This window comes from Streptococcus cristatus (assembly GCF_008369405.1).
In the GTDB taxonomy this organism is placed as follows: Bacteria; Bacillota; Bacilli; order Lactobacillales; family Streptococcaceae; genus Streptococcus; species Streptococcus cristatus_G.
The window spans coordinates 59,139-85,482 of the sequence record NZ_VSJJ01000005.1; the positions used below are offsets into that span (position 1 = coordinate 59,139).

Here is a 26,344-nt window from a genome sequence, read left to right on the forward strand (position 1 = left end):
TGTAATTCGTAAACAAAAATAAAAAAGAGCTAGGACAGACCAAAAAATGATTCATTTTTTGGTCTTATTCCCAACTTCTTCCTCTTTAATGCTCAGTGATGTATTTATAAACTTCTTGGCCTGCGACTGCTCCGTCTCCAACGGCTGTGGTGATTTGGCGAAGGTCTTTCTGACGGACATCACCAATGGCATAAATGCCATCAATAGCTGTTTTCATATGTTGATCTGTGACAATCCAGCCAGCTTCATCGCAAATACCCAGATCTTTGACAAAGTCGCTAACAGGATCTAGGCCTACATAAACAAAGACGCCACCAAAGTCTGACTCGCTGCTTTGTCCCGTTTTAACATTTTCAAAAACCACACTGGTTACCCTGCGGTCGTCTCCTTTGATCTCTTTTACGACGGAATCCCAGATAAAGCTGATTTTTTCATTGGCAAAGGCCCGCTCCTGCAAGAGCTTTTGCGCCCGCAGTTGATCACGACGGTGAACAATGGTCACAGACTTTGCAAAGCGCGTGAGGAAAATTGCTTCTTCAACAGCAGAATCGCCGCCTCCGACCACTAAGAGATCCTCATCACGGAAAAAAGCACCATCGCAGACCGCACAGTAGGAAACACCGCGGCTATTGTATTCTTCCTCGCCAGGAACTCCTAGATGACGATGGTTGGCACCAGGAGCCAAAATCACTGTCTTGGTTTCAAAGGCTTCATCCTCAGTAATGATTTTCTTAAAGTCGCCATGGTCTTCAATCTTTTCAACCTGACCAAATAGATGCTCTACACCTAGATTTTCTAAGGGTTCAAACATCTTTTCAGCCAACTCTGGTCCGCTGATACGAGCATAACCAGGATAGTTCTCAATCTCCGCTGTATTATTCATCTGGCCGCCGTAAATACCTCGTTCAAGCAAGGACACTTTTAAGTTACTTCTAGCTGCATAGAGGGCTGCTGTCATTCCCGCAGGACCAGCTCCAATAATCATTGTATCGTACATCATCTTTTTCCTTTCTCTTTGTTGTAACTACAGTTATTCTAACAAACTAACTAATCTTTTACAAGTATTTAAGCTTTAAGAACAACCAGTAAGCCAAAAATCGCAAAAGACAAGATTGGAATCGTCATAATTGTAATCAAAAGAAGATCGTAAATTTGGCTTTGACCTACCGCAAGAGTTCGATTCTTGCGACCGAGTCTCTGCAATAGAAGCCACAAGCCATCGGCAAGTCCTACCAGAATCGTCGTATAGATGAGACTTTGGATATAGAGAGAAAAAATCTTAATTAACATGTCAGCTCCTCAATAATCAGTTGCCTTAAAAAGGTTTTAGTCGAAAACAAACCCAGCTGGTCTAGCCAACTGAGCTTTCACTTTTTCTATTATATCAAATATAAGTCCGTTTGTAACTAGCAAAGAATTCTTTGGTTCTAGCTTCCTTGGAATAATTGATGATCTCCTCTGGACTGCCTGACTCAATAATATGACCCTTATCCAAGAAAAGCACCCGATCTGCCACTTGGGAAACAAAAGATATATCATGGCTGACCAGAATCATGGTTTGTCCTGCTTTTGCAGCGTCGGCAATGGACTTCTCTACCTCACCGACTAGCTCTGGATCAAGGGCTGAGGTCGGCTCATCCAGCAAGAGAACATCTGGCTTCATGGCCAAGGCTCGCGCTAAAGCAACCCGCTGTTTTTGACCGCCTGATAAATGCTTGGGATAATGATTCTCACGATCAGACAGACCCACCTTTGCTAACTCTTCCTTGGCAATTTTAGTCGCTTCTTGGTCAGACAAATTCTTGACTACCAGTAGACCTTCCTTGACATTTTCCAGAGCCGTTCGACGGGAAAATAAATTAAACTGTTGGAAAACCATGGCCAATTTTCGACGCAGAGTCAAAATCTCATCTGGTGAAATAGTTGAAAAATCCACCTTAAAGTTATCAATTTCAATCCTTCCGCTGTCTGGCTGCTCCAGATAGTTAAGGCTACGCAGGAAGGTTGATTTACCAGCACCTGAGGAGCCTATTAAAGCAATGACTTCGCCTTTTTGAATTTCCAAACTCAGATTATCCAAGACCTTTTGTCCAGAAAATTCCTTACTTAACTGGGAAATTTTAATCATCAAATCCTACCTCCTTGCGCTTGCTCCATTTTGTCCAGATTGGCTGGCGCCTTGATATCCATAGCCTTTTCAATCGCACGACCGATTTGCTCAATCACGATATTGACAATCCAGTAAATAATCGAAACGGAAATAAAGCGCTCAAAATAACGATAATCCGAGCCACCGATAGCCTGAGCTTTGGCAAAGACTTCTACAACGCCCGCACTAAAGGCCAGGGAAGTTCCCTTGGTCAAGCCGATGAGGGAGTTGATCAGAGTCGGTGTTGCCACAACTGCTGCATTAGGAATGATGACCCGCAGATAGACTTGGCGATTAGTCATTCCCAGACTGCGAGCTGCTTCAATCTCACCCGCATCTACCGAAAGAATGGCTGCCCGAATCGTCTCGCTGGCATAGGCCGCTTCATTAAAGGCAAAGGCGATAATGGCAAAGACTGAGGCAGGAATGGCATTGATATTAAAAGCCGTCCCATATTTTTGATTGATAGCTTTCAACAGGAGCGGAATCCCAAAATAAGTCAGCATGAGCTGAACCAAAAGGGGTGTCCCACGAAGGAAGCTCACAAAGAGAGACTGAATCGGATACAGAATTCTCGTGCGGTTAATCTTGACCACTGCGAAAATCATGGCCAAGATGATGCCGAAAAATGCCCCCCCCAGTGTCAACAAAAGTGTGACAGGCAAGGTTTTCAGAATCGCTGGAATGGCATCAAAAACAGCCCGTAGACTAAATAGTTTGCCATCTGGAAGGAGCTTCAAAAGCTCTTCGTACCAGTTTGCAGCTAGGATATATGTTGTAAACATTTCAATTACTTCTCTTTCTCGATAATGCATTATTCTATCATAATTTGGCCCAGATGAAAACTATTTGGCATCAAGAATAGCCAATCTCTAAACCTCTGGTAGGTAACTGGAAAATGACAATAAAATAGACCAGTAATCCTAGTCTATCATAGTTTCACTGGTCTTTAAAATATAATTTTTCTATATCGTCCATAGAAAGAATTTATGGCTAGAATGTCTGGCGCTTAGCCTTGCGTTCTGCTCGGCCACGTGCACGATTTTCAGCTCGCTTGGTCTTGCGGCGCTTCTCATTAACCGCCCATTGGATTTTCTTCTTATAGCCTGGTTTAATTTTTTTCTTTTTCTTCTTGACCAGACCAATCATTTCTGTGTCCAGCTTTTCCTTGGTCTTCTCCCGATTAGCACGGCGATCTCGGTCGTAGGTATCTTGAAATTCGCCATTTTTGATCATCTTAGGAGTAAACTTGATGCCCAGTTTTTCCAACTCACGAATATCTGAATCGTCACTCGGTTGATAAAGGGTAATGGCTGTGCCGGGAAGACCATTTCGTCCGGTCCGCCCAACTCGATGGACAAAGAAAGACAAATCCTGCGGAATGGCATCATTGATGACATGGCTGACGCCCTCGATGTCAATCCCCCGAGCCGCCAAGTCCGTCGCTACAATGTATTCAAAATCCAGATTCTTGACCTGATTCATGATACGCTTGCGCTCCCGCGGCGGAATATCACCATGAATCTTGGCCACTTTTAGACCCTGCGCAGTCAGATAGGCCTGCAATTCATCCGCACGAGTTTTGGTATTGACAAAAATCATCGCCAGATAAGGCTGGAGGAGCTGACTAATCTCATAAATCTGGGCATTCCTATCCCGCCCCTTGGTTGACAGGAGCCAATTATCAATGGTATCAGCAATCACTGTCTTGGTCTTAATCTGCTCCATGACTGGATTAGACAAGTATTTTTTCAAGAAAGGCTGGAGCTTCTGCGGAATGGTAGCCGAGAAGACTAAAAACTGCAAGTCTTTAGGCAAGCGAGCCGCAATCCGGTCTACCGTCTCCAAAAAGCCCATATCAAGCGTCATATCAGCCTCGTCCACGACAAAGGTATGAGCCTTGTGGATAGCCAAATCACCTGACTCAACCAAGTCATAAATCCGCCCCGGCGTTCCAATGACGATATGGGGCTGGCTGGACTCTAGCTTGCCAATCTGACGAGCCTTGTCAGTTCCGCCGACATAGTTGGCCACCCGAATCTCTTGCTCTGAAAAGCTAGCTAGCTGACGCGCCGCCTGATAGATCTGAGTTGCTAATTCTCGGCTGGGTGCTGTAATCACTGCTTGGACACTGTCAGCCTCTTCGTCCAGCTCTTGGAAGATGGGCAGCAAGAAGGTATGCGTCTTGCCTGATCCTGTTTTGGACTCCCCGACCAAGTCTCGGCCAGATAACACCACCGGAATCAGCTTTTCCTGAACCTCTGTCGCCTCCACAAAGTTTAGGTCTTTGAGGGCTTCTTGAATATAATCTTTAAAGTTAAATTCTGTAAATTTCATTTTTTCCTCTGTTTACTATTAATCTTATCTATTATACCAGAAAAATATCTTTTCTGCTCGGCTCAGGACAGGAAAAGGCGGGCTTACACCCACCTTCATATCACAAATATAGAATGGCCAAAGTCAGCAAGCTAGCTAAGAGGCCTACGCCCCAAAAGAAGAAGTCAACCTTCCATTCGCTCCAAGGTTGGCCATGCCCAGAAAGACCACCCAGTTCAAAGTGGTGATGGAGTGGCGTCATACGGAAAATCCGCTTGCCACCCGTCAGCTTGAAATAAGTCACCTGCATCATAACAGAAGTCGTTTCAAATACATAGACGATTCCGATGAGAAGCAAGGTCCACTCTTGGTGCAAGGCAATGGAGAGGGCTGCAAGCATACCACCCAAGGCAAGACTTCCCACATCCCCCATAAAGATTTTAGCTGGTTTATGGTTAAAGACAAAGAAGCCTAGCAAACCACCAATCATGCTGATAATGACAATCAGAAGGTCAAAGCGCTTCTGCTCTAGAGCAATGACTCCGTAAGCCACCAAGCTGATTGCAACGGAGATACTAGCCAAGCCATCAATTCCATCAGTCAGATTGACAGCGTTGGAGAAACCAACCAGCCAAAAGAGGACGAAGAAAATATAGAGGAAGCCTAACTGCACTGGAATCGTAAAGACATTGAGAGAGTCACCTGCCCCGTGCTGATTGTAGAAGAAGTAAAAGATAACTCCCCCTACCAGCTGCAGAGCTAGTTTCTGCTTAGGATTCAGGCCTTCGTTGATCTTACGGAAGATCTTGAGAAAATCATCCAAAAAGCCAACGATTCCGTAGAGAACCAAGATAAAGAGAATCATAATCAAGCCGTTGGACAGTTGTTGGGAAAACAAGGCTGTCACGAAACTAGCCAAAACAGAAGCAACCAGAAAGACGGTGCCCCCCATCGTCGGCGTTCCAGCCTTAGCCTGATGCTGCTTGACATCCTCATGCATCTGCTGACCTGATATATGAGCCTTGTGATAAAAACGGATAAAGGCAGGAATCCCAACAAGCGTTAGGATAAAGGTCAGAATTCCTGCAATAATTGCTGTTAACATGCTAGTCTCCCAATGTAACGGTTATTTTTTTCAATTTTTTCAGGTCTGTATTGACCTTCTCCTTCTGCTTGACAACTTTTGAGCCTTTGCCTTTAAAATTGACTTCCAGCCCTTGCCATTCAGCAAATTGCTCCACATTTTCCTTGGTCCAGCCATACATATCCGGCAAATCTTCAAAGTTATCACTTAAAATCAAAATCTGTTGATTGGCTTTCAGTTCTTGGCCTTCTTTTACAGAAACCTTCTTGATTTCACTGCCTGTTCCTAAGATGACTGGCTGTACCAGATTGCGGCGAAGCTCGTCAGCCAAGCCTCCTGGGCTGATTTGATTTTTCAGCTTCAGTTGCTTGGTCAAACCATCGATAGATGGCATTTTATAGGTTGTTTCTTTTTCAACCAATTCCAAAGCAGGACTATCTCCAGTCAGATTTAAACTGTCTTTAAGCGCCACAGCCTCTTCCAAGACTGGATTGACAACTTCCTGCCAGAAAAGAGGGGAGAATTTCTCTTCGGGCTGCTGAACAGTGACATACATAATGAAATCTGGACTTTCTGCCGGCGTCATGGCTACTACGGAGAAAATGTTATTATTCTCCCCTTCCAAATAGCCCTTATCTGTCGCAATTTGGGCTGTTCCGGATTTTACGGCCACATCTTGCCCAGAAACCTTGATAACTGGTTCTCCGCCGATATTCAGTGTTCCATAATAAGGGACTGTTCCGACCTGAATCATATAGTCCCGAGTCGTTTTCGCTGCTTTTCCTGAAACTGGATGACCAACGATTTCTGGCTGGGATTTACGGGCACTACCTGTTCGTGAATCATAAATGGCAGAGATAAATTTCGGCTCTAACATGACACCATCATTTGAAATAGCCGAAAAGGCACGTAACATCTGCACTTGGGTCACCCCAATTCCTTGTCCAAAGGAACTCATAGCAATGGTTACAGCATTGTCTGTAGGCAAGGCACCATATTCTTCATAGCCCATACCAAAACGAGTCGGTAAGCCAAATTTGAATTTTGATAGATAGTCTATCCACTTGGCATCTCCCATGTCTTGCTCAATGCGTGTCATCCCAACATTACTAGAGTAAGTAAAACCTTGAGCATAGGTCAGGACTTGTCCTGTTGATAACCCCATGTTTACATCCCAGTCGCGGATGGTAGCATCTGCAATCTTATATTCCGAGCTATCGAATGTTCCGGTTGGATTAAAGGATCCATTATCAATCGCTGAGGCTAGAGTCATAACTTTCATCGTTGATCCAGGCTCATACTGCGTCTGGTAAAGGAAGCTATTCCAAGTTTTCAAATGATCTACATTCAGGCCCTCTTTGGTATCCGCATTATAAGTCGGACGCTGAGTTGTTGCTAGAATCTCGCCTGTCTTAGCACTGACCAAAGTCGCACTGACAAATTTTCCTTTAGCTGTTTCTTGGAAGGCATCCATCCGCGTTTCCAAGTATGTCTGTAGCTGGGCAGAGAGGGTTGTATACACATCTTTTCCGTCTTCTGTCTTAACAGAAACTTCCTCTGAACCTGGGATGATGTTCCCTTTACTGTCTTTTTCATAGGTAACCAGACCATTCTGACCACCTAAGATACGGTCTAGCGACTGCTCCATCCCGGATTTCCCTACAAGCGTCTTATTGCCGTCCTTATCCTCTTGCATCTGAGCCTGACCGATAAATTGCGAAGCAAAGATACCATTACTATAACTGCGGTTAGGGCTAGTTGTGAAATCAATCCCCTCTATCTTTTCCTTTTCCATCGCTTGTCGGATAGAGCTCATAGTACTATAGGTGATCCCATTTCCTTGAGAACCAAAAGAAACCTGCTTTAAATCCTTTTGCGCAAGCTGCTGCTTAACATAGTCCTTATCCATTCCTAGATGTTGATTAAGAATCTCAGCAACCTTTTCATACTGGGATTCCTCTACATAGAGGATCTTGCCAGCGGCAGATTTGTAATTTTTATCAATAACAGCATAAATGTTATAAGTCGTTGCATCTTCAGCGATCGGGACACCGTTGCGGTCATAGATAGTTCCTCGCTTGGCAGCGACCACGACTGTCTTTTGGTGCACTTGCTTAGCGCCTTTTGATAAATTAACACCAAATTTCTGATCTGTCCCGATAATCGTCGCAAAATTAATTAAGAAAATGAAAAAAAGAAAGACAGCTAAAGCACTCATGCTTTTTCCCACTCTTCTTCGATTGTATTCGGGTGTCTGTCTGTTTTTTAAAGCATATCGCTGAATGTTTTTTAAAAATCTATTACTCATTGGTTGTACTCACTGTCTTACGATTTCCCTTTTGGAGTTTCATATCCTGAGAGCTGGCCAACTGGGACAGCCTTTCATAACGTGTCAATTCATTCACTTCTTGCTTAATATTATCCAATTCAGCCTGCTCTGACTCAATCTGAGCATTAACTTCAGTCAAATCATGATTGACCTGCAGCAGCTTGGTCTGCATAAACACAATACTGACCGCAAGGATAATCGCTGTTAAAATAATGGAGCCATAGAAGGCTTTTTCGACTCGGGAAAATTTCCGAATCCGTTTTTGAATAGGGTGTTGTTCTCTTTCTGCCATGAAACTTACTCATGCACCTTCCTAGCCACGCGCAACTTCGCAGAATGGGCGCGATTATTGGCTTCTAATTCTTCTTTACTTGGTAAAATAGGTTTGCGTGAAACTAACTCCAGCTTGGGCTGCAAATCATCTGGAATGAAAGGCAGACCTTTGGGAACATCTACGGTTGAGGCTTCTTTAAACAGTTGCTTGGTCAGCCGATCCTCCAGCGAATGAAAGGTAATCACTGAAATGCGCCCCCCCACTGCCAATAAGTCAATAGCCTGCTGAATGGATTCATCGGCCGCTCCCAACTCGTCATTGACTTCAATTCGAATAGCCTGAAAAATCTGTTTGGCTGGATGACCTTTTTTCTTCAATTCCTTAGCAGGTTTAGCTGATTTGATAATCTCCGCCAGTTCTGTCGTCGTTTCGATAGGCTTGATTTCTCTTGCCTGCTCGATCTTACGGGCAATCTGCTTGGAAAACCTATCTTCGCCATATTTGAAAAAAATACGGACTAGGTCCTTGTAAGGATAGTGATTCACAACTTGGTAAGCTGTCAAGGCAGCTTCTTGATTCATCCGCATATCCAACGGTGCATCCTGCTTATAAGAAAAACCGCGCTCCCGCTCATCCAGCTGCGGACTAGATACGCCCAAGTCATAACAAATTCCATCAATCTTCTCGACCCCTACTTCATTCAAACGAGTCTTGAGATTGCGGAAATTATCCTTGATAAAGGTCACCATGCCCCGCTCAATATAGGGAGCCAGACGTTTTTTGGCATTATCAATCGCAGTCTGATCCTGGTCAAAAGCATACAAATGCCCCTTGTCTCCCAGCTTGCTCAAAAGATACTCGCTGTGACCAGCTCCGCCCAAGGTTGCATCAACATAGATGCCATCTGGCTGAACATCAAGCTGGTCAATCGTTTCATGAAGAAGTACGGTAATGTGATGAAATTCTTTTGTCATATCCTATCTATTATATCACATTCATGTATAAAAAAAAATTTAAAAGAATATGTCAGTTTTTGATAGGTTGACTTATAGCTTTTGCAAGTCACTTTCAGATATTTACCACTTGGCCTACGAGCTTCTACCAGTCAGCGAAAAGCCCTTGCGGGCATGCCATATTCTGCTATAATCATAACTACCAATGCATTGCGAGTTGGAATTTCTTACCATTCCGAAATTGATTCGTCCCCAAAGGAGATTTATTATGAAACTTGCTTTAAGAAATAGACTATTTGCCTTTATCAGTCTGTCACGGATATTTAATATCCTAGGCTCTTCTATCTATAATATCGTCTTTATCGTATTTGCTTCTAGCATGCCCCAGCCCAAGTTTGCAGTCGGTATTGCTAATTTTATCGTTCTTGTTCCTACCTTTTTCACAGTCTTTGTCGGGATGAAAGCTGACAAAACCCATCGAAAGGCTCGCTGGCTTATTCATCTAGGTTATTTGCAGGCCTTCCTCTTCATTTTGGTCGCCCTCCTAACCAAGTCCGCCTCCTACCTCGCCTTTGCTACCGTCTGCTTCCTCAATATCTTTTCTGACATTATCAGCGACTATCGCAGTGGCCTACAGATGCCTATCTTACAAAAAAATATAGAAGAGAAAGATTTGATGGAAGCTTACTCTTTCACTCAACTTCTCACTTTTTTGGGAAATTTTGCTGGGCAAGCCTTGGGCGTCTGGTTACTTAGTATCAGCCAGCAGAATTTCGCTATGGTCGCCCTCATCAACGCCCTCTGCTTCCTACTCTCCTCAAGCACTCTCTATCTGATTCGCCAAAAACTCACCCATGATGCTCCTGCTGTTGCAGAGAAAAAGCTTCCTTTCAAGGCTCAGATGAAAGACCTTTACCAGAATGTCCAAATGATTTTTGAACAAGAAAAAATCGGAAACTTCCTGCTAGTGCTGCTTCAAGTCCTCCTCTTAAACGCACTGGCTGGCTCTATCATGGGACTCTACAATCTCTATTTATTGGATCACCCATTTTGGGGACTAAACCTGAGCCAGTCTCTGCTCATTATCGAGTCCTGCACAGTGGTTGGGATTATCTCTGCCAGTGCCTTCTCAAATGATTATTTTTCCAAGCTCTCCCTGATTCGACTCGTCGTTTGGTGCTCGCTAGCTCTCCTCCTCTTAGGCATCAGCAATTTACTCCAAGCTCCTGCTCTCTTGGGAATTTTCTTTCTTACCTTTCTCATGTACATCTCTGGAAAAATCAATCCTAAAATCAACAGCATGCTGCTGAGTAAACTTCCTCCAGAAGTATTAGCCCAAACCTCCAACTTTCTCACTATGCTCTTTACCTTTTCCATTCCGCTAGGAAGCATGCTTTTCACTAGTCTCGGTCTTTGGAATATGGGAAGCGCTTGGTTGGTCTTCTCTCTGCTTGGTGGTGTCTGCCTTCTACTCAGCCTCAAAAATAACTAGAGTTAAAAATCGTCACAATTTCATACAAAAAAGAAGGAAGCCTAGGCTTCCTTCTTACATATTTTTCAATCTTTCTATCCGATCAGAAATTGGTGGGTGAGTATAAAAGAGCTTTTGCAAGCCACCCTTCTTCTTAGGATCATTGATATAGAGGGCTGCGCTGGCGTCATCTACATGGTGCTCCATGGGCTGGCTATTGTCTAACTTCAGCAGGGCATTGATCATGCCCTTAGGATTGCGGGTCAGCTCAACACTTGAAGCGTCTGCCAGATACTCACGTTGACGGGAAATAGCCAACTGCACCAATGTTGCAGCAAGCGGCGCCAAGAGAAGAGCTAGCAGAGAGACAATCATCAAAACAATCCCTAAGCCATTGTCATTGTCCCTATCGTTTCTTCGACGGCCACCACCGCCAAACCACATCATGCGCCCAGCCATGCTAGACAGCATTGTGACAGCACTTGTAAGCGCCACTGCAATCGTCGAAATGCGAATATCATAATTACGAATGTGACTGACTTCATGTCCCATTACACCTTCAAGCTCTTCACGATTCATGAGAGCAAGCAATCCAGTTGTCGCAGCCACGGCCGCATTCTCAGGCTTTGAGCCAGTCGCAAAGGCATTGGGCGAGGCATCTTCTACGATGTAGACCCGAGGCATAGGAATCTGTGCCACCATGGCCATATCCTGCACAACGTGATAGAGTTCAGGCGCTTCTTGCTCGGACACTTCCCTCGCACCATTCATCGACATGACAATCTCTGTGGACTGAAAAATCATACTGACAGCATAAATACCACCGATGATAAAGGCGATGGCCATCCCACCAAAGGGAGAATCGAGCCAAAGATAGCCGACAGCTGCCCCAATCAAAGCTAAAAGAGCAAAGAAGGCGACGAGGAGAACCCAAGTACGCCTTTTATTGCTGGCAATTTGGTCAAACAACATAGTGGCCACCTACCCCAAATCGCTAAAATCCACTTTAGGAACAGCCTTTTCTTCCTCTGGTGTCTCCAAGAAGTCTGCTGCTTTAAAGCCAAACATACCTGCAATGACATTGCTTGGGAAAGTTTCCATTTTGACATTGTAGTTGCTGGTTACTGAATTGTAAAGCTGACGAGAATAAGCAATCTTATTTTCTGTATTTGTCAACTCTTCCTGAAGTTTCAAGTAGTTTGTATTTGCCTTAAGGTCTGGGTAATTTTCAGCAACCGCAAAGATACCAGAAATCGAACGAGTCAGGGCGTCACTAGCCTCCATAGCTTGGGCAGGTGATGAGGCAGCAGCTACTTGGTTACGCAGTCGAGTAACATTTTCCAAGGTTGATTTCTCATATTTTCCATAACCTTTAACCGTCTCCAAAAGGTTGGGAATCAGGTCATTTCGGCGCTTGAGCTGGACATCAATCTGACTCCAAGCTTCCTGAGTCTGCATGCGGCTCTTAACAAGCCCATTGTAAACAGAAATCACGAAAATAGCTACAACTGCCACAACCGCAAGAATAATAAAAAACATGGACATAATAAAGATACTCCTTATGATTTGATTGCACCTATTATAACAAAAAAAGCTCAACCTGTCTTTCTTGACAATTCATCCTAAAAGGAGTATTCTTTACTTAGAGATAAACCGACTGTCGGTCGAATAAATTTTGACGAAAAAGGAGGCCATCGTGGTCAGTAAAAAGGACTTTATCTTAGATAGCGCTCAAAAGCTCTTTATAGAGCAAGGCTTTGACCAAACTTCTATTGCTCAGCTTTTAGAAGTCACTCAGATTGCTCGCGGGACGCTCTACTATTATTTTTCTTCCAAGGAAGAAATCATGGACGCCATTATTGAACGCTCTGTGGCTCAGGCTTTCAGTAAGGCCGAACTGCTGGCCAGTAAAAAGGAAGGCTCCATTCTAGAGAGGCTGATGGGTGCCCTGCTCGCACTTAACCTCCACCAAGAGCAAGGACAGGAAATTTTGGCACACTTACACCAACCACAAAATGCCCTGCTCCATGAAAAGACAAATCAAATCCTGCTGGAACGCGGGCCTCAGATCCTCCTCCCCATTATCGAAGATGCACTTGCAAAAGGAGAGATGAAGACCGATTTTCCTCTGGAAAGTCTGGAAATGCTACTCGCTTATTCTCTGCAGGTATTCGGCCAAGCCTTCCAGCAACTGACAAAGCAAGAACAAGAGGCGAAACTACAAGCATTCCTTTATCTCTTGGAACGAATTTTCCAAACCCAGTCGGGCTACTTTGATCAGCTTCTGCAACTCTTTTAAAAGGAGTCAACCATGAAAAACAAAGGTTTTCAGCTATTTTTACTAATTTGGCTGGGTAGCTTTATTTCCCAAATAGGTTCTGGCATGACCTCTTTTGCTTTGGGCATTTACACCTATCAGCTGACTGGTCAGGTTACAGCTTCAGCTCTGGTCACTCTGTCGGCTTTCCTACCGGGTCTCTTAGCCAGTCCCCTAGCCGGCACTCTAGCCGATCGGCATGACCGCCGACTCCTCATGGCTCTAGGTGATGGCCTGTCTGGCCTAGGAGTTGCTTGGATCTACTTTATTTTGAAAAATCCCCAACCTACTCTTGCCTTGATTTGCTTGGGGGCTTGTATCTCCTCTCTTTTCTCTGCTCTGGTGGAGCCAGCCTTTCGAGCTACGATTTCCGACCTCTTGCCAGAAGAGCAACTGGCTCAGGCCACAGGCCTAACCCAGATAAACGGTGTGGCCCGCTATCTAATCTCCCCTCTCCTAGCTGGACTCATTTTGACCAAGAGCTCCATCTCCACTATTTTGTTGCTGGATATCTCGACAATTTTTGTCACAGTCGCGACAACCTTGATCGCTCGCCAGTCCATGCAGGCTCCTATCTATAGTAGCAAGAGCCACTTTTGGGATGAATTTTTCACTGGTTTTCGTATTATCCATGAGAAAAAAGGCATCTGGATTCTTGTCCTGACTGGGACGGCCTTCTCCTTCTTTCTGGGAACAGTGCAAATCCTGCTCTCTCCTCTAATTTTAAGTTTTGCTGATGCCGAAACTGTCGGTTGGAGTATGACCGTCTCTAGCAGTGGCATGCTAGTCGGAGGCTTAGCCTTAGGGGCTCTTGCTATCAAAAAAGGCTTTCACCGTATGCTCTGTTTGGCTCTATTTGCGCTGGGTATCTTTATGGCTGGGATGGGGCTACAGGAAAATATCATCTGGATCTGCTCCTTTGGCTTTTTTCTCTTTGCTGCCCTGCCCTTCGCCAATACCGCCATTGACTATCTGGTCCGCATCAATATTAACAAAGCCGATCAGGGTAAGGCTTGGGGAACCATTGGAATTATTTCCCAATTGGGCTATGTCATCTCCTATGCCTCTATGGGCTGGATTGCAGATCATATTTTCAAGCCCTTGCTCACTCCAACAGGGAGTCTGGCAACAAGCCTAGGAAAAATCCTTGGAACTGGTAATGGCCGAGGCTACGGTCTGCTCTTTATCCTATCCGGTATCTCTATCAGCATCGGTGCTTACCTGCTCTCCCGAGCACGTTCAGTAAAGGAGCTGGAATATGTTTCAACGCTTGATAAGAAATGATTTAAAAGAAAACAAAGTCAGCATGCTAGTCATCGGGCTTTTCCTTCTTCTGACTCTGACCCTGAGCTTTGCAGCCACGCGCTTGACCGTCAGTCTTACCAACTCGATTGAGCGCTTTGTGGAGACAGCCAAAAGCCCTCATCTCTTACAAATGCACAGCGGAAGCGTCGACCGAAAACGGCTGCAAAACTTTGTCCAGCAGCATCCGGAAATTGCCTCTTGGCAGCTGACAGACTTTGTTAACGTGGAAGGGTCAGCCATCCGCATCAATGGGCAGGACTCGCTTCAGGACAGCTCGCAGGATAATGGCTTTTCCAATCAGAACCAAAACTTTGACTTTCTGCTGGATCAATATAACCGGCCTGCTCAGCCTCAGCCGGGGCAAGTCTACATTCCCCTCTACTACTACAACAGTGGAAAAATCAAAATCGGTGACCAAATAAGGGTCGGCAAGCTACAGCTAACTGTTCAGGGCTTTATTCGAGATGCCCAGATGAACGCCGGTCTGGTCTCCTCCAAGCGCTTTCTAGTCTCGCAGGCTGATTTGCAGACTCTGAAAAAAGAAGCATTTGCATCTAATGAGAAACTGATTGCCTTTCGAGTGCATAAGCTTAGCCAGATTTCTACCATCGAGCAAGCCTATAAAAACGCAGAGCTTGAGTCCAATGGACCGCCTATGATTACCTATCCGACCATCAAGATGATTAACGGCTTCAATGATGCTCTAGTCATCCTAGTCATGGGGCTGCTGATTGTGGCTATCATTGGCATCACCTTTCTCTGCATGCGCTTTGCCCTCTTGACCAAGATTCAAGAAGACCTGAAGCAGATTGCTGTTATGAAGATCATGGGACTTCCCCAAGGCTTTATCAGCAGGGTCCACCTGACCAAGTATTATTTCTGTCTGGCTCTGGCAACCATCATAGGATGGGGACTATCCTTTCTCCTGAGTACTCCTTTTAAAAAGCAGATGGCACTGTCTATGGGGCAAAACCCGACGCCATCCTATAGCTATCTTTTGGAAATGCTAGCAGCTCTGCTACTCTGTCTCTTGGTCTTCTGGCTGACTGCCCGGCCTCTTAGCTCCTTTAAGAAACTGACGCCCGGTCAAGCTTTAAGATTAGCTTCTTCCAACAGTCTGACCGAGACTCGTTCTACTCCGAAAATGGGCTTACCGACTATCCCCTTCTTAGACAGACCCTATTTCGCCCTAAAAACAATTCTCAATCATAAGAAACTATATTTGACTATGTTGGTCATTGTCAGTTTGATTAGCCTGCTTATCCTGCTGCCAGCCAGTCTCTATAGCACTGTGATGGACAAAAACTTCATCCAGTATCTGGGAGCTGGTCAGGCAGATGTGCTGGTTGATATTTCTCAGACTGAAGATATTGATACCAAGGCTACCCTGCTTCTGAAAGAACTGCAGGCAGACAAGGATATCGCAGAAATCAATCAGTACCAGAGCCAGAATTTCTCCTATCAAGACCAGCAAGGTCAGACCCAGCAGTTGCGGGTAACTCTGGGAAACCATGCAGGATTTCCAGTCAAATACAGCCAAGGCCACTATCCTAAAAACGAGCATGAAATTGCCCTCTCCAAGCTGCAGGCAGAAGAGCTCAAGCTAAAAGTAGGAGACAGCCTGACCTTGACTGTAGACGGTCAAGCAAAAAAACTAAAAGTAGTCGGTATCTACTCAGACCTGACCTACGGCGGCAAGACTGCCAAGGCTGTCTTTGTGACAAAGCAAGCGCAAACGCTCAATAGTCTGACGACCATCCGCCTTAAAGATGCTAGCAACAAAGCTAAAAAAATCAACGAATGGAAAAAATACTATTCCAACTATAAATTAACCGACATAGAAGACTTTTTCCATCAGACTTTTGATGACACTCTAGCCATGCTCCGCCTGATTCAGACCAGCGTTTTCTTGACAGGACTCATCATTGTCTTCATTCTAATGACTCTCTTTGTCTATATGATTTTCACCAAGGACCAAGCTGACTTGGCACTTTATCGGATGATGGGATTTGGCAGTGAACGACTCAGGAGCCCATTCTCCGTGATTTGTCGCTGGAGATTGAAAGCGGCCAATTCATCGCCATCATGGGGCCTTCTGGATGCGGGAAATCCACTCTTCTCAATCTTCTGTCCACCATTGATAGACCTGACCATGGCCAGATTCTTTACCAGGGACAGGATTTGCTGACCATGAAAGACAAAGACTTAGACCGCCTTCGTAGAGAGGCTTTCGGCTTTGTCTTCCAACAGGCAACCTTCCTGAAAAATCTCAATATCCTAGACAATATCTGCCTACCGAGTATTATTGGAAAGAAAGGCAGCGAGCGAAAGGCAGCCTATGAGCGAGCCAAGGAGTTAATGGCTCTGACCGGGATTAAGGACATTGCCCAGCGCTCTATCCATCAGGTATCGGGCGGTCAACTCCAGCGAGCTGGTATCTGTCGGGCTCTCATGAACCAGCCTCGAATCATTTTTGCTGACGAGCCGACAGGAGCGCTCAACTCTCAGGCTGGCCGTCAAGCTATGGAACTCATGCAGCACTTCCACCAGCAGGGTGCAAGCATTCTCCTAGTGACGCACGATGTCAGTGTGGCTACCTATGCTGACAAGGTCCTGCTCATTTTAGATGGCAAGATAAAAAAAGAAGTTCTCTTTGACCCAACTGCCCATCAAAATGAGCGTCGCCGGCTGCTTTTGGCGGAGCTCAATCAGATTGGCATATAAAAAAGAAGCCCTTTGGCAGAATGCCGGGGTCCCCTTTTTATGTTATAATAGAATGAATACTGACAAACAAGGATGAAACTATGACACCGCAAGAATTTTACCAGCTACTAAGCAAGCAAGGAATCGAGCTGACCGACCGCCAGAAAGACCAGTTTGAACGTTATTTTGAACTTTTGGTCGAATGGAATGAAAAAATCAATCTGACAGCTATCACAGAGAAAAACGAAGTCTATCTCAAGCATTTCTATGATTCAATTGCGCCTGTTTTGCAAGGTCTGATTGACAATCAAGAGCTTAGGCTACTGGATATCGGAGCAGGTGCAGGCTTTCCCAGCCTCCCCATGAAAATCATCTGCCCTCAGCTGGATGTAACTATCATTGACTCCCTCAACAAACGGATCAACTTCCTCAAACTGCTGGCAGAGGAGCTCGAGCTAGACAAGGTTCACTTCTACCACGGCCGCGCAGAAGACTTCGCTCAGGATAAGGCTTTTCGAGCGCAGTTTGACCTGGTCACTGCTCGTGCAGTTGCTCGGATGCAGATTCTATCTGAACTGACCATTCCCTATCTAAAAGTGGGCGGCAAACTCCTAGCGCTCAAGGCTTCCAATGCTCCAGAAGAACTGGACGAAGCCAAAAATGCCTTGAACCTACTATTTAGCAAGGTCCAAGACAATCTCAGCTATGCCCTACCAAACGGCGACCCCCGCTTTATCACAGTGGTGGAAAAGAAGAAAGAAACCCCCAACAAATACCCCCGCAAGGCAGGCATGCCAAACAAAAGACCATTATAAGAAGAAGAGAGTGGGACAGAAATCGGTAATTCGTTAGAATTCGATTTTGTCGTCCCACCTCCGCACAGTTGAGTAGGGCTGTAAAAGCTGATGAAATCAGCGTAGTAGAGCCCACTCAACCACTGCGTCTTGCTCGACAATCCAAAGACAATTGAGAGACTAGGACTTTTGTCCCAGCCTCTTTATGTTTGTTAGACCATACTATTTTTCCGCAGCTTCATTATAGATTCTAATCCGAGGAGCAACTTGATTCATCACATCTAAAAACTGCAATAAGTCAATATATTTTTGATCTGTATAAGGCCCAAAAGTCAGACGAACATCTTTGTTAGAACTCATTGGATTGTAATACAGATACAGGTAATGAACTTTTACATGGTTCGTTTGTTCCACTTCCTCAATCTTAATGGTCACATCAATTAAATCAGAAAGAATGAGAAATTGGAAATAAGCATCCACCCGTATGATGGCATCCTTGTAAAGATAAAGAGATAAGCTTTCACGCGCATAACGAGAGTCGCTATAAATCAGTTGAAAATCCTTTTCAAGCTCTGGAAAGTGAGAATAAAGTTCTTGACAGCGTCGCAGACTCTTTTCTTTATTGACCAAAGCAAGGCAAGTAAAGAGGCCACTCATCGCCATTAGCAGGATGATTGGAATCAGAGCCCATCCACTCCCGACTTCATCTGTCTGTGGCAAAGCCAAGAGTATAACGAAAGCTCCTAGACCACAAAAAACAGGAAAAAGTAAGTCCTTATAAAATTCAACATTTATTTTTTCTTGCACCAATTGATCCTCTCAATCCAAACATAGCTAGTTTTCCACCTTTAGTCTATGCCCAAGGATTATAAAAGCGTCCTTGATTGACAAGGAAAAGAAGAAGGCTGAGGGCTAGTAAAAGGACGGACACCAGGATTACAAGTTTGTCTAGTTTTCCGAAGGCTTGCTGGGTGTACCAGGTCCGCTTTTTATTTTTCCCAAAGCGGCGTAGCTCCATGGCCGTCGCGATCGTATTGATTCGCTCGAGCGAGCTGAAAATCAGGGGAATGACGATTTGCAGATTGCCCTTGACCCGTTTGCTGAGGGGAGCCTTTTTGGATAATTCTTGTCCACGCGCCTCTTGAGACATCTTGATGAGGTAAAATTCCTCCTGTAAATCTGGAATATAACGCAGGGTCAGACTGACCGCATAGGCAATCTTATAAGAAAGACCGATTTGATTCAGACTGGAAGCAAATTGACTGGGATGGGTGGTCATGAGAAAAATCACCGCTAGAGGAATCGTTGAGAAATACTTGAGCAAAAGATTCAAGAGATAAAAGAGTTCCTGAAGCGTGAGATTATAAGCTCCCCATCCTGTCCAGAGCAGATTCTTGGCTCCGTAAATCTCCACTCCATACTGAGGGGCAAAGAGATAGACCATGAGAATATTCAGCGCTGCAAAAGTTCCCGCAAAAGCCAAAACAAAAGAAATGTCTTTCAGCCGAATCTCAGACACTCGAAATAAAATCAGGGAAGCCAGAGCCACAAGAAGGAGGAAACGCGTATCGTAGCTCATCATGGCTGCCACCGAAACCAGGATAAAAAAGATAAGCTTGCTGGCACCAGACAGACCATGGAGAAAAGTCTTTCCGGCATGGTAGCCAATCAATTTTTGTTGATTAAACATGACTTTCCTCCTTTTTTTGCATGTAAAATTGAGTCAGAGCTAGCGGATCCACTCCCAGCTTCTCAGCCAAGCTAAAAATCGAAGTCTCCTTTAGATTGGCCGCTGCAATCAACTCATGATTAGACAAAACCTGAGCAGGCGACTGGTCTGCTAAAATCTGGCCGTCCACCACCACGATGGCCCGATCTGAATAATCCAGCATGAGCTGCATATCATGGGTAATCATGATAATCGTGTGTCCCTGCTGGTTTAGCTCATCTAGAAAGTCCATCATCTCTGTATAATGGCGCTGATCCTGACCAGCTGTTGGCTCATCCAAAAGGATAATCTCTGGATTTAGCACCAAGATAGAAGCAATGGTTACCCGCTTCTTCTGACCAAAAGACAGGGCTGAAATCGGCCAACTGCGGAATTCATAGAGACCGCAAGTTTTGAGAACAGCATGAACCCTTTCTTCAATCTCTGCTTCTGCCAAACCACGCAACCGCAGTCCCAGCGCTACTTCATCAAAGATCATTGTGGTCGAAATCATCTGATTGGGATTTTGCAGGACATAGCCAATCCGCTCCGCTCGCTCCTTGATAGAGTCGCCCTTGATATCCTGTCCCTGCCAATGATACTCCCCTTCTGTATCAATAAAACGACAGAGAGCCTTAGCTAGCGTAGACTTGCCAGCACCATTTTTCCCAACAATCGCGATCCGCTCACCCTTGAAAATCTTCAGACTGATATCCCGCAAAATAGGTTTGTCGCTCTGATAGGCAAAAGAAACATGGTCGAGTTCTAAAAGAGCTTCGTGATGACTGTCAACCTGCTCTGCTTTTTGCTCGGTCAGATTCTGAGAAAGTCCTGTAAGTTCCAGCTTTGTTAAATCAGCCAGATGAGTCGCGCTTGCCACATCAAAACCAAGCTGCCGCAAGGCTGTAATATAGAGAGGTTCTCGAATCCCATTTTCTGCTAAGAGCTCCGTCTTGAGCAGATCATCTGGCGCGCCGTTAAAGAGGATTTGACCATCATTGACGAGGACAACTCGGTCAACAGGTCGATAAAGAACATCTTCCAAGCGGTGCTCGATGATGATGGTCGTGGTTGCAGCTTCTCTATGAATCTGATCAATCAAGTCAATCGTATCTTGACCAGACTTGGGATCGAGATTGGCCAAAGGCTCATCAAACAGCAAAATTGGACTCTCATCGATCAAGACACCCGCCAGACTGACCCGCTGCTTCTGTCCGCCAGACAAGTCTTGAGGACGATGATCCAAAAGCTGCTCTAGGTCTAACTGCTTTGCCCAACGCAGGACTTTCTCCCGCATCAAAGGCAAGGCCACCATATCATTTTCCAGAGCAAAGGCCAGATCCTCTGCTACACTGAGTCCGATAAACTGACCATCCGTGTCCTGCAAAACCGTGCTGACAAGATTTGACTTGTCATAAATACTACTATCAAAGGCTGTCTGCCCCTTAATCAAGAGTTGCCCACTGGCCTGACCCTTGTAAATATTGGGAATAATGCCGTTTAAACACTGGCCCAAGGTTGACTTACCAGAGCCAGACGGCCCAATCAGCAGCACCTTTTCCCCTTCATAAATGGTCAGATTGATATGCTTCAAAGTCGGCTCTGACTGAGCCTGATATTGAAAACTAAAATCTTCAAATTGAATAATTGGTTTTTTCATGTTTTTTCTATAAGGCCAAAGCGATCTGAATCGCCAGATTGGCCACCTTGTCTTTCTCGTCTAAGTCCGCATGATTAGCCAGATTGCGCATATCCCAAGCCTCCTCAGACAGATGATCCGCAGCATAAAAGAACTGGCAAATTCGAATGCCACGAAAGGCCGCCAGAGCTGCTACAGCCGAGCACTCCATGTCCACACAGATAGCTCCCGCCTCTTTTCGCCTGCGCAGCTTGTCCGCAGTCTCGCGGAAAATACCGTCGGTTGTCCAAACCTTGCCCAAACTATGAGAAATCCCTCGCTGTTCAAGGAAATTCAAGAGAAAATCCTGCGAGCCGACATTGACTGCTATCTCCGAACTAGCCGGCTGGTAATGATAGCTAGTCCCCTCATCGCGCAAAGCCGCCGTCGGAATAATGATGGATGTTTCTTTGATATCCTCGTCCAGCACACCACAAGTCCCAAAGAGAACCAGCTTTCTCATGCCAAAAGCAATCAAATCCTCCAGAATAGCCACACAAGCAGAAGCCCCAACTGGAGCATTAAAAAGAGCTAGCTCCTGTCCATCCGCAACGACCCGATAGATAGGAATTTCAATATTGGCCATAGACGTCGTCGTAATCAACTCATGGTCAAAATCCGCCAGCATTCGGGCAAAGGTCTCCCGGGCAAAGCAGGACACTGCCGTCTGCGGAAAGCCTTCAATAGGCTCTATCAAATCCTCTGGATTGATGATGGCCTTACGGTTTTGGTCAAACTCTTCAAGAATCATCGACTTGTTTTGTCCCTTTCTTTAGCATGAAATAGCCAGCTAGCGTCCACTGACTCTATCTTACTATTGTATCATAAAAAGGCAGTCTACTGACTATCGCCAGCATATTTTCTAGCTAGCCAAGGATATAGGCAGACTCTATAGCAAGAACGGGGTCAAATGTATTTTAAAACAAAAAGATTGGGATAAAACCCAATCAGTAAACAAGTACGTTTTGACATTAGTTTGCTTCTTCTGAATACTTCTTAGCTTCCTGAACATAGAAGAGATTTGAAATTTTCATCAGCTAGCTCGAACACCTACTAGTATATCAGTATACAAGACCCCATTGATCTTACTCGAAATATAAAAAATTGGTGTACATTCTTCTAGATCATTGTCAATTAATAAATTGGTTAAACCATAGAGCGCCTTATCAAAATCAACAGCTTCCTCACCAGTCACTCGTGCTCCCACCATTCGTGGAACTAGAAAATAACTGTTATGGGCAGTCCCCTCTAGTAATTCATCGTCTCCTAGATAATCCTCATAAACTGGAAGATAAACTGTAATGTTGTAAGTACCATCTTCTAATTCTCCTACATGGGGACAAGAATAAAAGGGATTGCTCTTAGGAGTGTAACCCGCAGCTACGGCTGTATTAATCATATCTTGAAAGGCAACTGAAATTTCATCACCAACAATATTGTAATCTACACTTAAGACATTACTTAACATTAAAAATTGATTGGTACCGTATGTAATATCTGCCATCTTACTTCTCCACTGGGATAATCAAATCCACAAACAAATCATCGTAAACAGGGATTAAAACGAGATACAACTTATCTTGCAACTCCCAGCCCTTCTCACGGATATAGTTTTTCATCTCATAAAGTCTCTCATCTAAGCCTTCTGCGAATAGTACGCGCTGACTAATACCATCTATGCTCAAGCTCGGAAGATAAGTTAATTGGCTAGTGGAGGCCGTTTCGGAAATAACCGGAATATACACCGTCACATCTTGTCGTTCCTCATCAAACTGAGTTGGAATCATCTCAAAGATCGTTGGTCCATCCTTATAAATCCCTTCAGTATATGGAAGAAGCTCTGTATGTGCAAATAGTTCTAGTAGTTCATCTGGATGGATCTGAACTTGATCTGTCATCAAATGGGTCATATGAATCTGGGTTTCTTTAATCATGTTTCTCTTCCTTTCTAAATCTATCTCTATCAAACTCCTTATCTTGGATCATATCTGAGGACACTTCTATACGCCTGATGGGAGTTGTTTCTTCGACATCATTATGGTGTTGGTAAGCATAGATAATATAAAACCATGTTCGATATAAGTAAGGACCCATAGTCATAAAGAGAAATGACATTCCCCATCCCCAAAAATACTCATGCCCTAACATACCTAAAAAAACACAGCAAAGAGATAAAATTAAGGGTGGCCCCATTACAAAATTATAGACATTTCTGATGGCCTTGGCAGATATAATCTCTTCAGAATCCAAATCAACCAAACAACTCATGACGATAATAATAACAAGGGCATAAATAAGGGGGAGTAAAAGTTTTAAGCTAATAAAACTATAGTCACCGCTCATAGCACTAAAGCCAACAATGGCATAAACATGACCAGTCAGATACATTAGATAGGTCCCAAAACTCGTTAAAATCCCTCGCTTAAGATCTAGTAAAAATACTAGATTTAAAACCCAAACAACAATTCCTGTCATAATCAACCCTTGATACAAAGAGGGATTGTTGAGTACCTCTAATCCTCCTGCAAAAAACGCCAAAAAGGATATAGGATATAAAATAAAAATCCCATTTAATACGCCCCAAAGTGGAACTGGTCCATGGACACTCCTTCTTTGAAACTCAAAAAATTTTTTGATTCTTTCAATAGTCATTTAAACCATCCTCTCATGCCTTTAATCAGGCCATTAACTCCTTTTTTAAGACCATCTGTAGAGACAACTTGAGACAAACAGCTTCTGGCTTTTGTTAGCTCGCCCTTGATACTACCTACCGATGCACTCAAGGCCGATTTCTGAGCTTGTAGTCCATATAAATTAATATTTATTTTCATCATTATAACCTAAAAGAAGCATTTTTTCTAGCTCACTCATTAGAGAACAAAAAGATCCCAAGAGAAAACTCTCGGGATTTCTACCTTACTCCCAATCGGTAAAGCAGTACGTTTTGACATTAATTTACTCCTTCTAAATACTTCTTAGCTTCCTGAACATAGAAGAGCTCAGGATTTTCATTGCTAATACTCTCAAATAGGGCGCGTGTGCGAACTTTGTCACCTTTCAATTGCGCATTAAGCGCATCATAATAAGAAAACATTTGACTGATTGCCTCTATTTGAATCAAGATGTTCTCAGTCGCTGAACCAACTATTTTCTTTACCAATTTCATATATTACTTTCCTTTATCATTAAAAATAGATACTCCGATAAAGATACTGAATACCGCACCTATAGCTTTAACGAATCCAAAAGTACCGAGCACAGCACCTATCGCAGGAGCGGCAACTATTCCAACAACGACAGCACCTACAGCAAATGCAGTCTTGATTGGATTCTCTGCCACCCACACAAGTGCATTTCACATATGATCAACATTCCTCTGTCCGATTTCATCAGTAACTGTCAATGTAGCCAAGTCCTGCTTCACTGTGACAGTCTCCTTTACAGAAAGAGATTGGATACCATTTTTAGTCCTAGAGAAAATCTTCTATTCAAAATACTCTTTAGTAGTCACAGTATTAGAATAATTATAACATAAAGATTTTTCACTTTATATGTTTAACTGTTACGCCTTTCCTAGATGAACACAAAATAAAAACTTTAGACGTTTGAATCGTCTAAAGTTTTTTATCTTCACGATTAAATTACTGAGCTACCACTGTTTCCAAGCTTTCTCCAATCGCAGCCAAACGTTCCATCACTTCTGCTTGGCTCAAGCCGTTTTCAGTCACATAGCGGTTGCGAGGGTGAACACGGCATTCATGAGAACAGCCACGGAGGTACTTGTCTTCATTTTCTTCTGAAGTCAAGATGCGGCGGTTACACTCTGGATTGCCACAGTTGACATAGCGCTCGCAAGGAGTACCGTCAAACCAGTCTTTCCCAATCACAACTGGATCAACATGGTTGATATCAACCGAGATACGCTCATCAAAGACATACATCTTGCCGTCCCAAAGCTCACCTTGAACTTCTGGATCCTTGCCGTAAGTCGCAATTCCTCCGTGCAATTGACCGACATCCTTGTAGCCTTCACGTACCATCCAGCCTGAGAATTTCTCACAGCGAACACCACCAGTACAGTAAACAACCACGCGCTTGTCCATAAACTTCTCTTTGTTATCACGAACCCATTGCGGAAGCTCGCGGAAGTTGCGGATGTCTGGACGAATGGCCCCACGGAAGTGGCCCAGATCGTACTCGTAGTCGTTACGAGTGTCTAGGACAACTGTATCTTCGTCCAAGAGGGCTTCCTTAAATTCCTTAGGTGACAGGTAAGCACCTGTCGTCTCCAGCGGGTTGATATCATTGTCAAAGTCATTGTCTTCCAAGCCCAAGTGGACGATTTCTTTCTTGTAGCGAACAAACATTTTCTTGAAGGCTTGCTCATTTTCTTCGTCAATCTTGAACCAAAGATCTTCCATGCCTGGAAGGCTGTGCACATAATCCATGTATTTTTGAGTGGTTTCATAATCACCAGAAACCGTTCCGTTGATTCCCTCATCAGCCACCAAGATACGGCCTTTCAGACCGATGGATTTACAGAAGGCCAGATGATCAGCTGCAAATTTCTCAGCATTCTCAATCGGAACATATTTGTAATAAAGTAATACGCGAATATCTTTTGCCATAAGATTTCAACTCTCATTTCTCTATAAATTTTCTGAATTTTTTAATTCATCTATTTATTATAACCTGATTGAAAAAACTGGGCAAAAAATTTGTTTGGAAAATAGCAGAGCGGGAATCTCTATGCAGAAAAGAAGGTTAGCCCTCGTTCTCCAAGTCTTCCAAATACTTTTCAAAGCGCTTTTTCTGCCACTTGTTTATATACTCCAAGAAAATATTGACCAGCAGTATAATAGGAAAGTGAATGACAAAAGTAATGAAAATAACAAATAGGAACATGGGGTGAAAAACACTATGATGATAAATAGCATGATTGAGCTGAAAATTCTGGCAGGCAATCGAAAGAGTCAGGAAGCCTGTCGCAGCCAGCACACCCCAGATAATCAGACTGAAACTATTGTAATAATTAGCTCCCAGATACTGAGTTCGACACATGAAATAAAAACTGGTGATGAGAATCAAAAGCAAGAAGGCTGATAGTGAACGACTCCCCCATTCATAGCTACAGAGCCCATATATAATGCTAAACTGCCACATAGCATGAGACTGAAACTCTCCATACCGGCCTTGTTGACCAGTTGCTCTTCGCGTTCGTCTAAGATTTGACGTTTAATAAGTTTTATTCTCATTCCAAGCT

Annotated in this window: 24 protein-coding genes and 4 pseudogenes; 6 read left to right on the plus strand and 22 right to left on the minus strand. The window is 44.1% G+C overall.

Annotation, left to right across the window (positions count from 1 at the left end; genetic code table 11):
- Positions 1-85 precede the first annotated feature (85 nt).
- The 9 genes from trxB to rsmH form a co-directional block, all read right to left on the minus strand.
- Complete coding sequence (gene trxB, locus FXF62_RS05725; protein ID WP_149518083.1) at positions 86-997, minus strand: thioredoxin-disulfide reductase; 912 nt, start codon at positions 995-997, stop codon at positions 86-88.
- A 68-nt stretch (positions 998-1,065) separates the two neighbouring features.
- Complete coding sequence (locus FXF62_RS05730; protein WP_149518008.1) at positions 1,066-1,290, minus strand: DUF4059 family protein; 225 nt, start codon at positions 1,288-1,290, stop codon at positions 1,066-1,068.
- Positions 1,291-1,384: 94 nt separating this feature from the next.
- Positions 1,385-2,128: an amino acid ABC transporter ATP-binding protein gene (locus tag FXF62_RS05735; protein ID WP_149518084.1), complete on the minus strand. Its 744-nt coding sequence runs from the start codon at positions 2,126-2,128 to the stop codon at positions 1,385-1,387.
- The gene (locus FXF62_RS05740) at positions 2,128-2,934 is read right to left on the minus strand and encodes an amino acid ABC transporter permease (RefSeq protein ID WP_149518009.1); all 807 of its coding nucleotides are present in this window, start codon (positions 2,932-2,934) and stop codon (positions 2,128-2,130) included. The genes FXF62_RS05735 and FXF62_RS05740 overlap by 1 nt, the downstream gene beginning before the upstream one ends.
- Positions 2,935-3,142: 208 nt before the next feature.
- Positions 3,143-4,486: a DEAD/DEAH box helicase gene (locus tag FXF62_RS05745; RefSeq protein ID WP_149518010.1), complete on the minus strand. Its 1,344-nt coding sequence runs from the start codon at positions 4,484-4,486 to the stop codon at positions 3,143-3,145.
- 100 nt (positions 4,487-4,586) lie between these two features.
- Positions 4,587-5,570, minus strand: coding sequence for a phospho-N-acetylmuramoyl-pentapeptide-transferase (gene mraY / locus FXF62_RS05750; RefSeq protein WP_149518011.1), 984 nt, complete (start codon positions 5,568-5,570; stop codon positions 4,587-4,589).
- Between the two features lies 1 nt (position 5,571).
- Positions 5,572-7,857, minus strand: coding sequence for a penicillin-binding protein PBP2X (gene pbp2x, locus FXF62_RS05755; RefSeq protein WP_149518012.1), 2,286 nt, complete (start codon positions 7,855-7,857; stop codon positions 5,572-5,574).
- Positions 7,850-8,170, minus strand: a complete 321-nt coding sequence (ftsL, locus tag FXF62_RS05760) for a cell division protein FtsL (RefSeq protein ID WP_149518013.1) — start codon at positions 8,168-8,170, stop codon at positions 7,850-7,852. The genes pbp2x and ftsL overlap by 8 nt, the downstream gene beginning before the upstream one ends.
- 5 nt (positions 8,171-8,175) lie before the next feature.
- Positions 8,176-9,126, minus strand: a complete 951-nt coding sequence (rsmH, locus tag FXF62_RS05765) for a 16S rRNA (cytosine(1402)-N(4))-methyltransferase RsmH (protein WP_149518014.1) — start codon at positions 9,124-9,126, stop codon at positions 8,176-8,178.
- A gap of 247 nt (positions 9,127-9,373) precedes the next feature.
- Between rsmH and FXF62_RS05770 the strand changes: the two genes are divergently transcribed.
- Positions 9,374-10,597 (plus strand): MFS transporter, encoded by a 1,224-nt coding sequence (locus FXF62_RS05770; RefSeq protein ID WP_149518015.1) that lies wholly within the window; start codon positions 9,374-9,376, stop codon positions 10,595-10,597.
- Positions 10,598-10,651: 54 nt separating this feature from the next.
- On the opposite strand, the gene htpX is transcribed toward FXF62_RS05770, so the two are convergent.
- Both htpX and FXF62_RS05780 read right to left on the minus strand, forming a co-directional pair.
- On the minus strand, positions 10,652-11,548 hold the full coding sequence (htpX, locus tag FXF62_RS05775) for a zinc metalloprotease HtpX (protein WP_149518016.1): 897 nt from the start codon (positions 11,546-11,548) through the stop codon (positions 10,652-10,654).
- A gap of 9 nt (positions 11,549-11,557) precedes the next feature.
- The gene (locus tag FXF62_RS05780) at positions 11,558-12,115 is read right to left on the minus strand and encodes a LemA family protein (RefSeq protein WP_015605318.1); all 558 of its coding nucleotides are present in this window, start codon (positions 12,113-12,115) and stop codon (positions 11,558-11,560) included.
- A 157-nt stretch (positions 12,116-12,272) separates the two neighbouring features.
- On the opposite strand from FXF62_RS05780, the gene FXF62_RS05785 reads away from it, so the two are divergent.
- From FXF62_RS05785 to rsmG, 5 genes and pseudogenes are all read left to right on the plus strand, one after another.
- On the plus strand, positions 12,273-12,875 hold the full coding sequence (locus tag FXF62_RS05785) for a TetR/AcrR family transcriptional regulator (RefSeq protein WP_149518017.1): 603 nt from the start codon (positions 12,273-12,275) through the stop codon (positions 12,873-12,875).
- Between the two features lie 12 nt (positions 12,876-12,887).
- The gene (locus FXF62_RS05790) at positions 12,888-14,177 is read left to right on the plus strand and encodes an MFS transporter (protein ID WP_149518018.1); all 1,290 of its coding nucleotides are present in this window, start codon (positions 12,888-12,890) and stop codon (positions 14,175-14,177) included.
- Positions 14,152-16,234, plus strand: a pseudogene (locus FXF62_RS05795) (FtsX-like permease family protein); the annotation flags it as partial. The gene FXF62_RS05790 and the pseudogene FXF62_RS05795, both read left to right, overlap by 26 nt.
- Complete coding sequence (locus FXF62_RS05800; protein WP_149518019.1) at positions 16,233-16,922, plus strand: ABC transporter ATP-binding protein; 690 nt, start codon at positions 16,233-16,235, stop codon at positions 16,920-16,922. The pseudogene FXF62_RS05795 and the gene FXF62_RS05800, both read left to right, overlap by 2 nt.
- Positions 16,923-17,002: 80 nt before the next feature.
- A complete protein-coding gene (rsmG, locus tag FXF62_RS05805; RefSeq protein WP_149518020.1) occupies positions 17,003-17,716 on the plus strand; it encodes a 16S rRNA (guanine(527)-N(7))-methyltransferase RsmG in 714 nt (237 codons plus the stop codon).
- Between the two features lie 201 nt (positions 17,717-17,917).
- Here rsmG and FXF62_RS05815 read toward each other — a convergent pair whose 3' ends face one another.
- From FXF62_RS05815 to FXF62_RS05860, 11 genes and pseudogenes are all read right to left on the minus strand, one after another.
- Positions 17,918-18,502 (minus strand): hypothetical protein, encoded by a 585-nt coding sequence (locus FXF62_RS05815; RefSeq protein WP_149518022.1) that lies wholly within the window; start codon positions 18,500-18,502, stop codon positions 17,918-17,920.
- Between the two features lie 46 nt (positions 18,503-18,548).
- Complete coding sequence (locus tag FXF62_RS05820; protein WP_149518023.1) at positions 18,549-19,385, minus strand: energy-coupling factor transporter transmembrane component T family protein; 837 nt, start codon at positions 19,383-19,385, stop codon at positions 18,549-18,551.
- A pseudogene (locus tag FXF62_RS11005) lies at positions 19,378-20,184 on the minus strand (energy-coupling factor ABC transporter ATP-binding protein); the annotation flags it as partial. The gene FXF62_RS05820 and the pseudogene FXF62_RS11005, both read right to left, overlap by 8 nt.
- 24 nt (positions 20,185-20,208) lie before the next feature.
- Positions 20,209-21,063 (minus strand): annotated as a pseudogene (locus tag FXF62_RS11010) (DUF3744 domain-containing protein); the annotation flags it as partial.
- 7 nt (positions 21,064-21,070) lie between these two features.
- Entirely contained in the window at positions 21,071-21,832 is a 762-nt protein-coding gene (locus FXF62_RS05830; protein WP_149518025.1) for a nucleoside phosphorylase, read from the minus strand.
- A gap of 282 nt (positions 21,833-22,114) precedes the next feature.
- Positions 22,115-22,585: a DUF5085 family protein gene (locus FXF62_RS05835; protein WP_149518026.1), complete on the minus strand. Its 471-nt coding sequence runs from the start codon at positions 22,583-22,585 to the stop codon at positions 22,115-22,117.
- Between the two features lies 1 nt (position 22,586).
- Positions 22,587-23,015, minus strand: coding sequence for a hypothetical protein (locus FXF62_RS05840; RefSeq protein ID WP_149518027.1), 429 nt, complete (start codon positions 23,013-23,015; stop codon positions 22,587-22,589).
- A complete protein-coding gene (locus FXF62_RS05845) occupies positions 23,008-23,733 on the minus strand; it encodes a hypothetical protein (protein ID WP_149518028.1) in 726 nt (241 codons plus the stop codon). The genes FXF62_RS05840 and FXF62_RS05845 overlap by 8 nt, the downstream gene beginning before the upstream one ends.
- 298 nt (positions 23,734-24,031) lie before the next feature.
- Complete coding sequence (locus FXF62_RS05850; RefSeq protein ID WP_149518029.1) at positions 24,032-24,247, minus strand: hypothetical protein; 216 nt, start codon at positions 24,245-24,247, stop codon at positions 24,032-24,034.
- Between the two features lie 475 nt (positions 24,248-24,722).
- Positions 24,723-25,709 (minus strand): oxygen-dependent tRNA uridine(34) hydroxylase TrhO, encoded by a 987-nt coding sequence (gene trhO, locus FXF62_RS05855; protein WP_149518030.1) that lies wholly within the window; start codon positions 25,707-25,709, stop codon positions 24,723-24,725.
- 136 nt (positions 25,710-25,845) lie between these two features.
- Positions 25,846-26,336, minus strand: a pseudogene (locus tag FXF62_RS05860) (DUF6773 family protein).
- Positions 26,337-26,344: the final 8 nt, after the last annotated feature.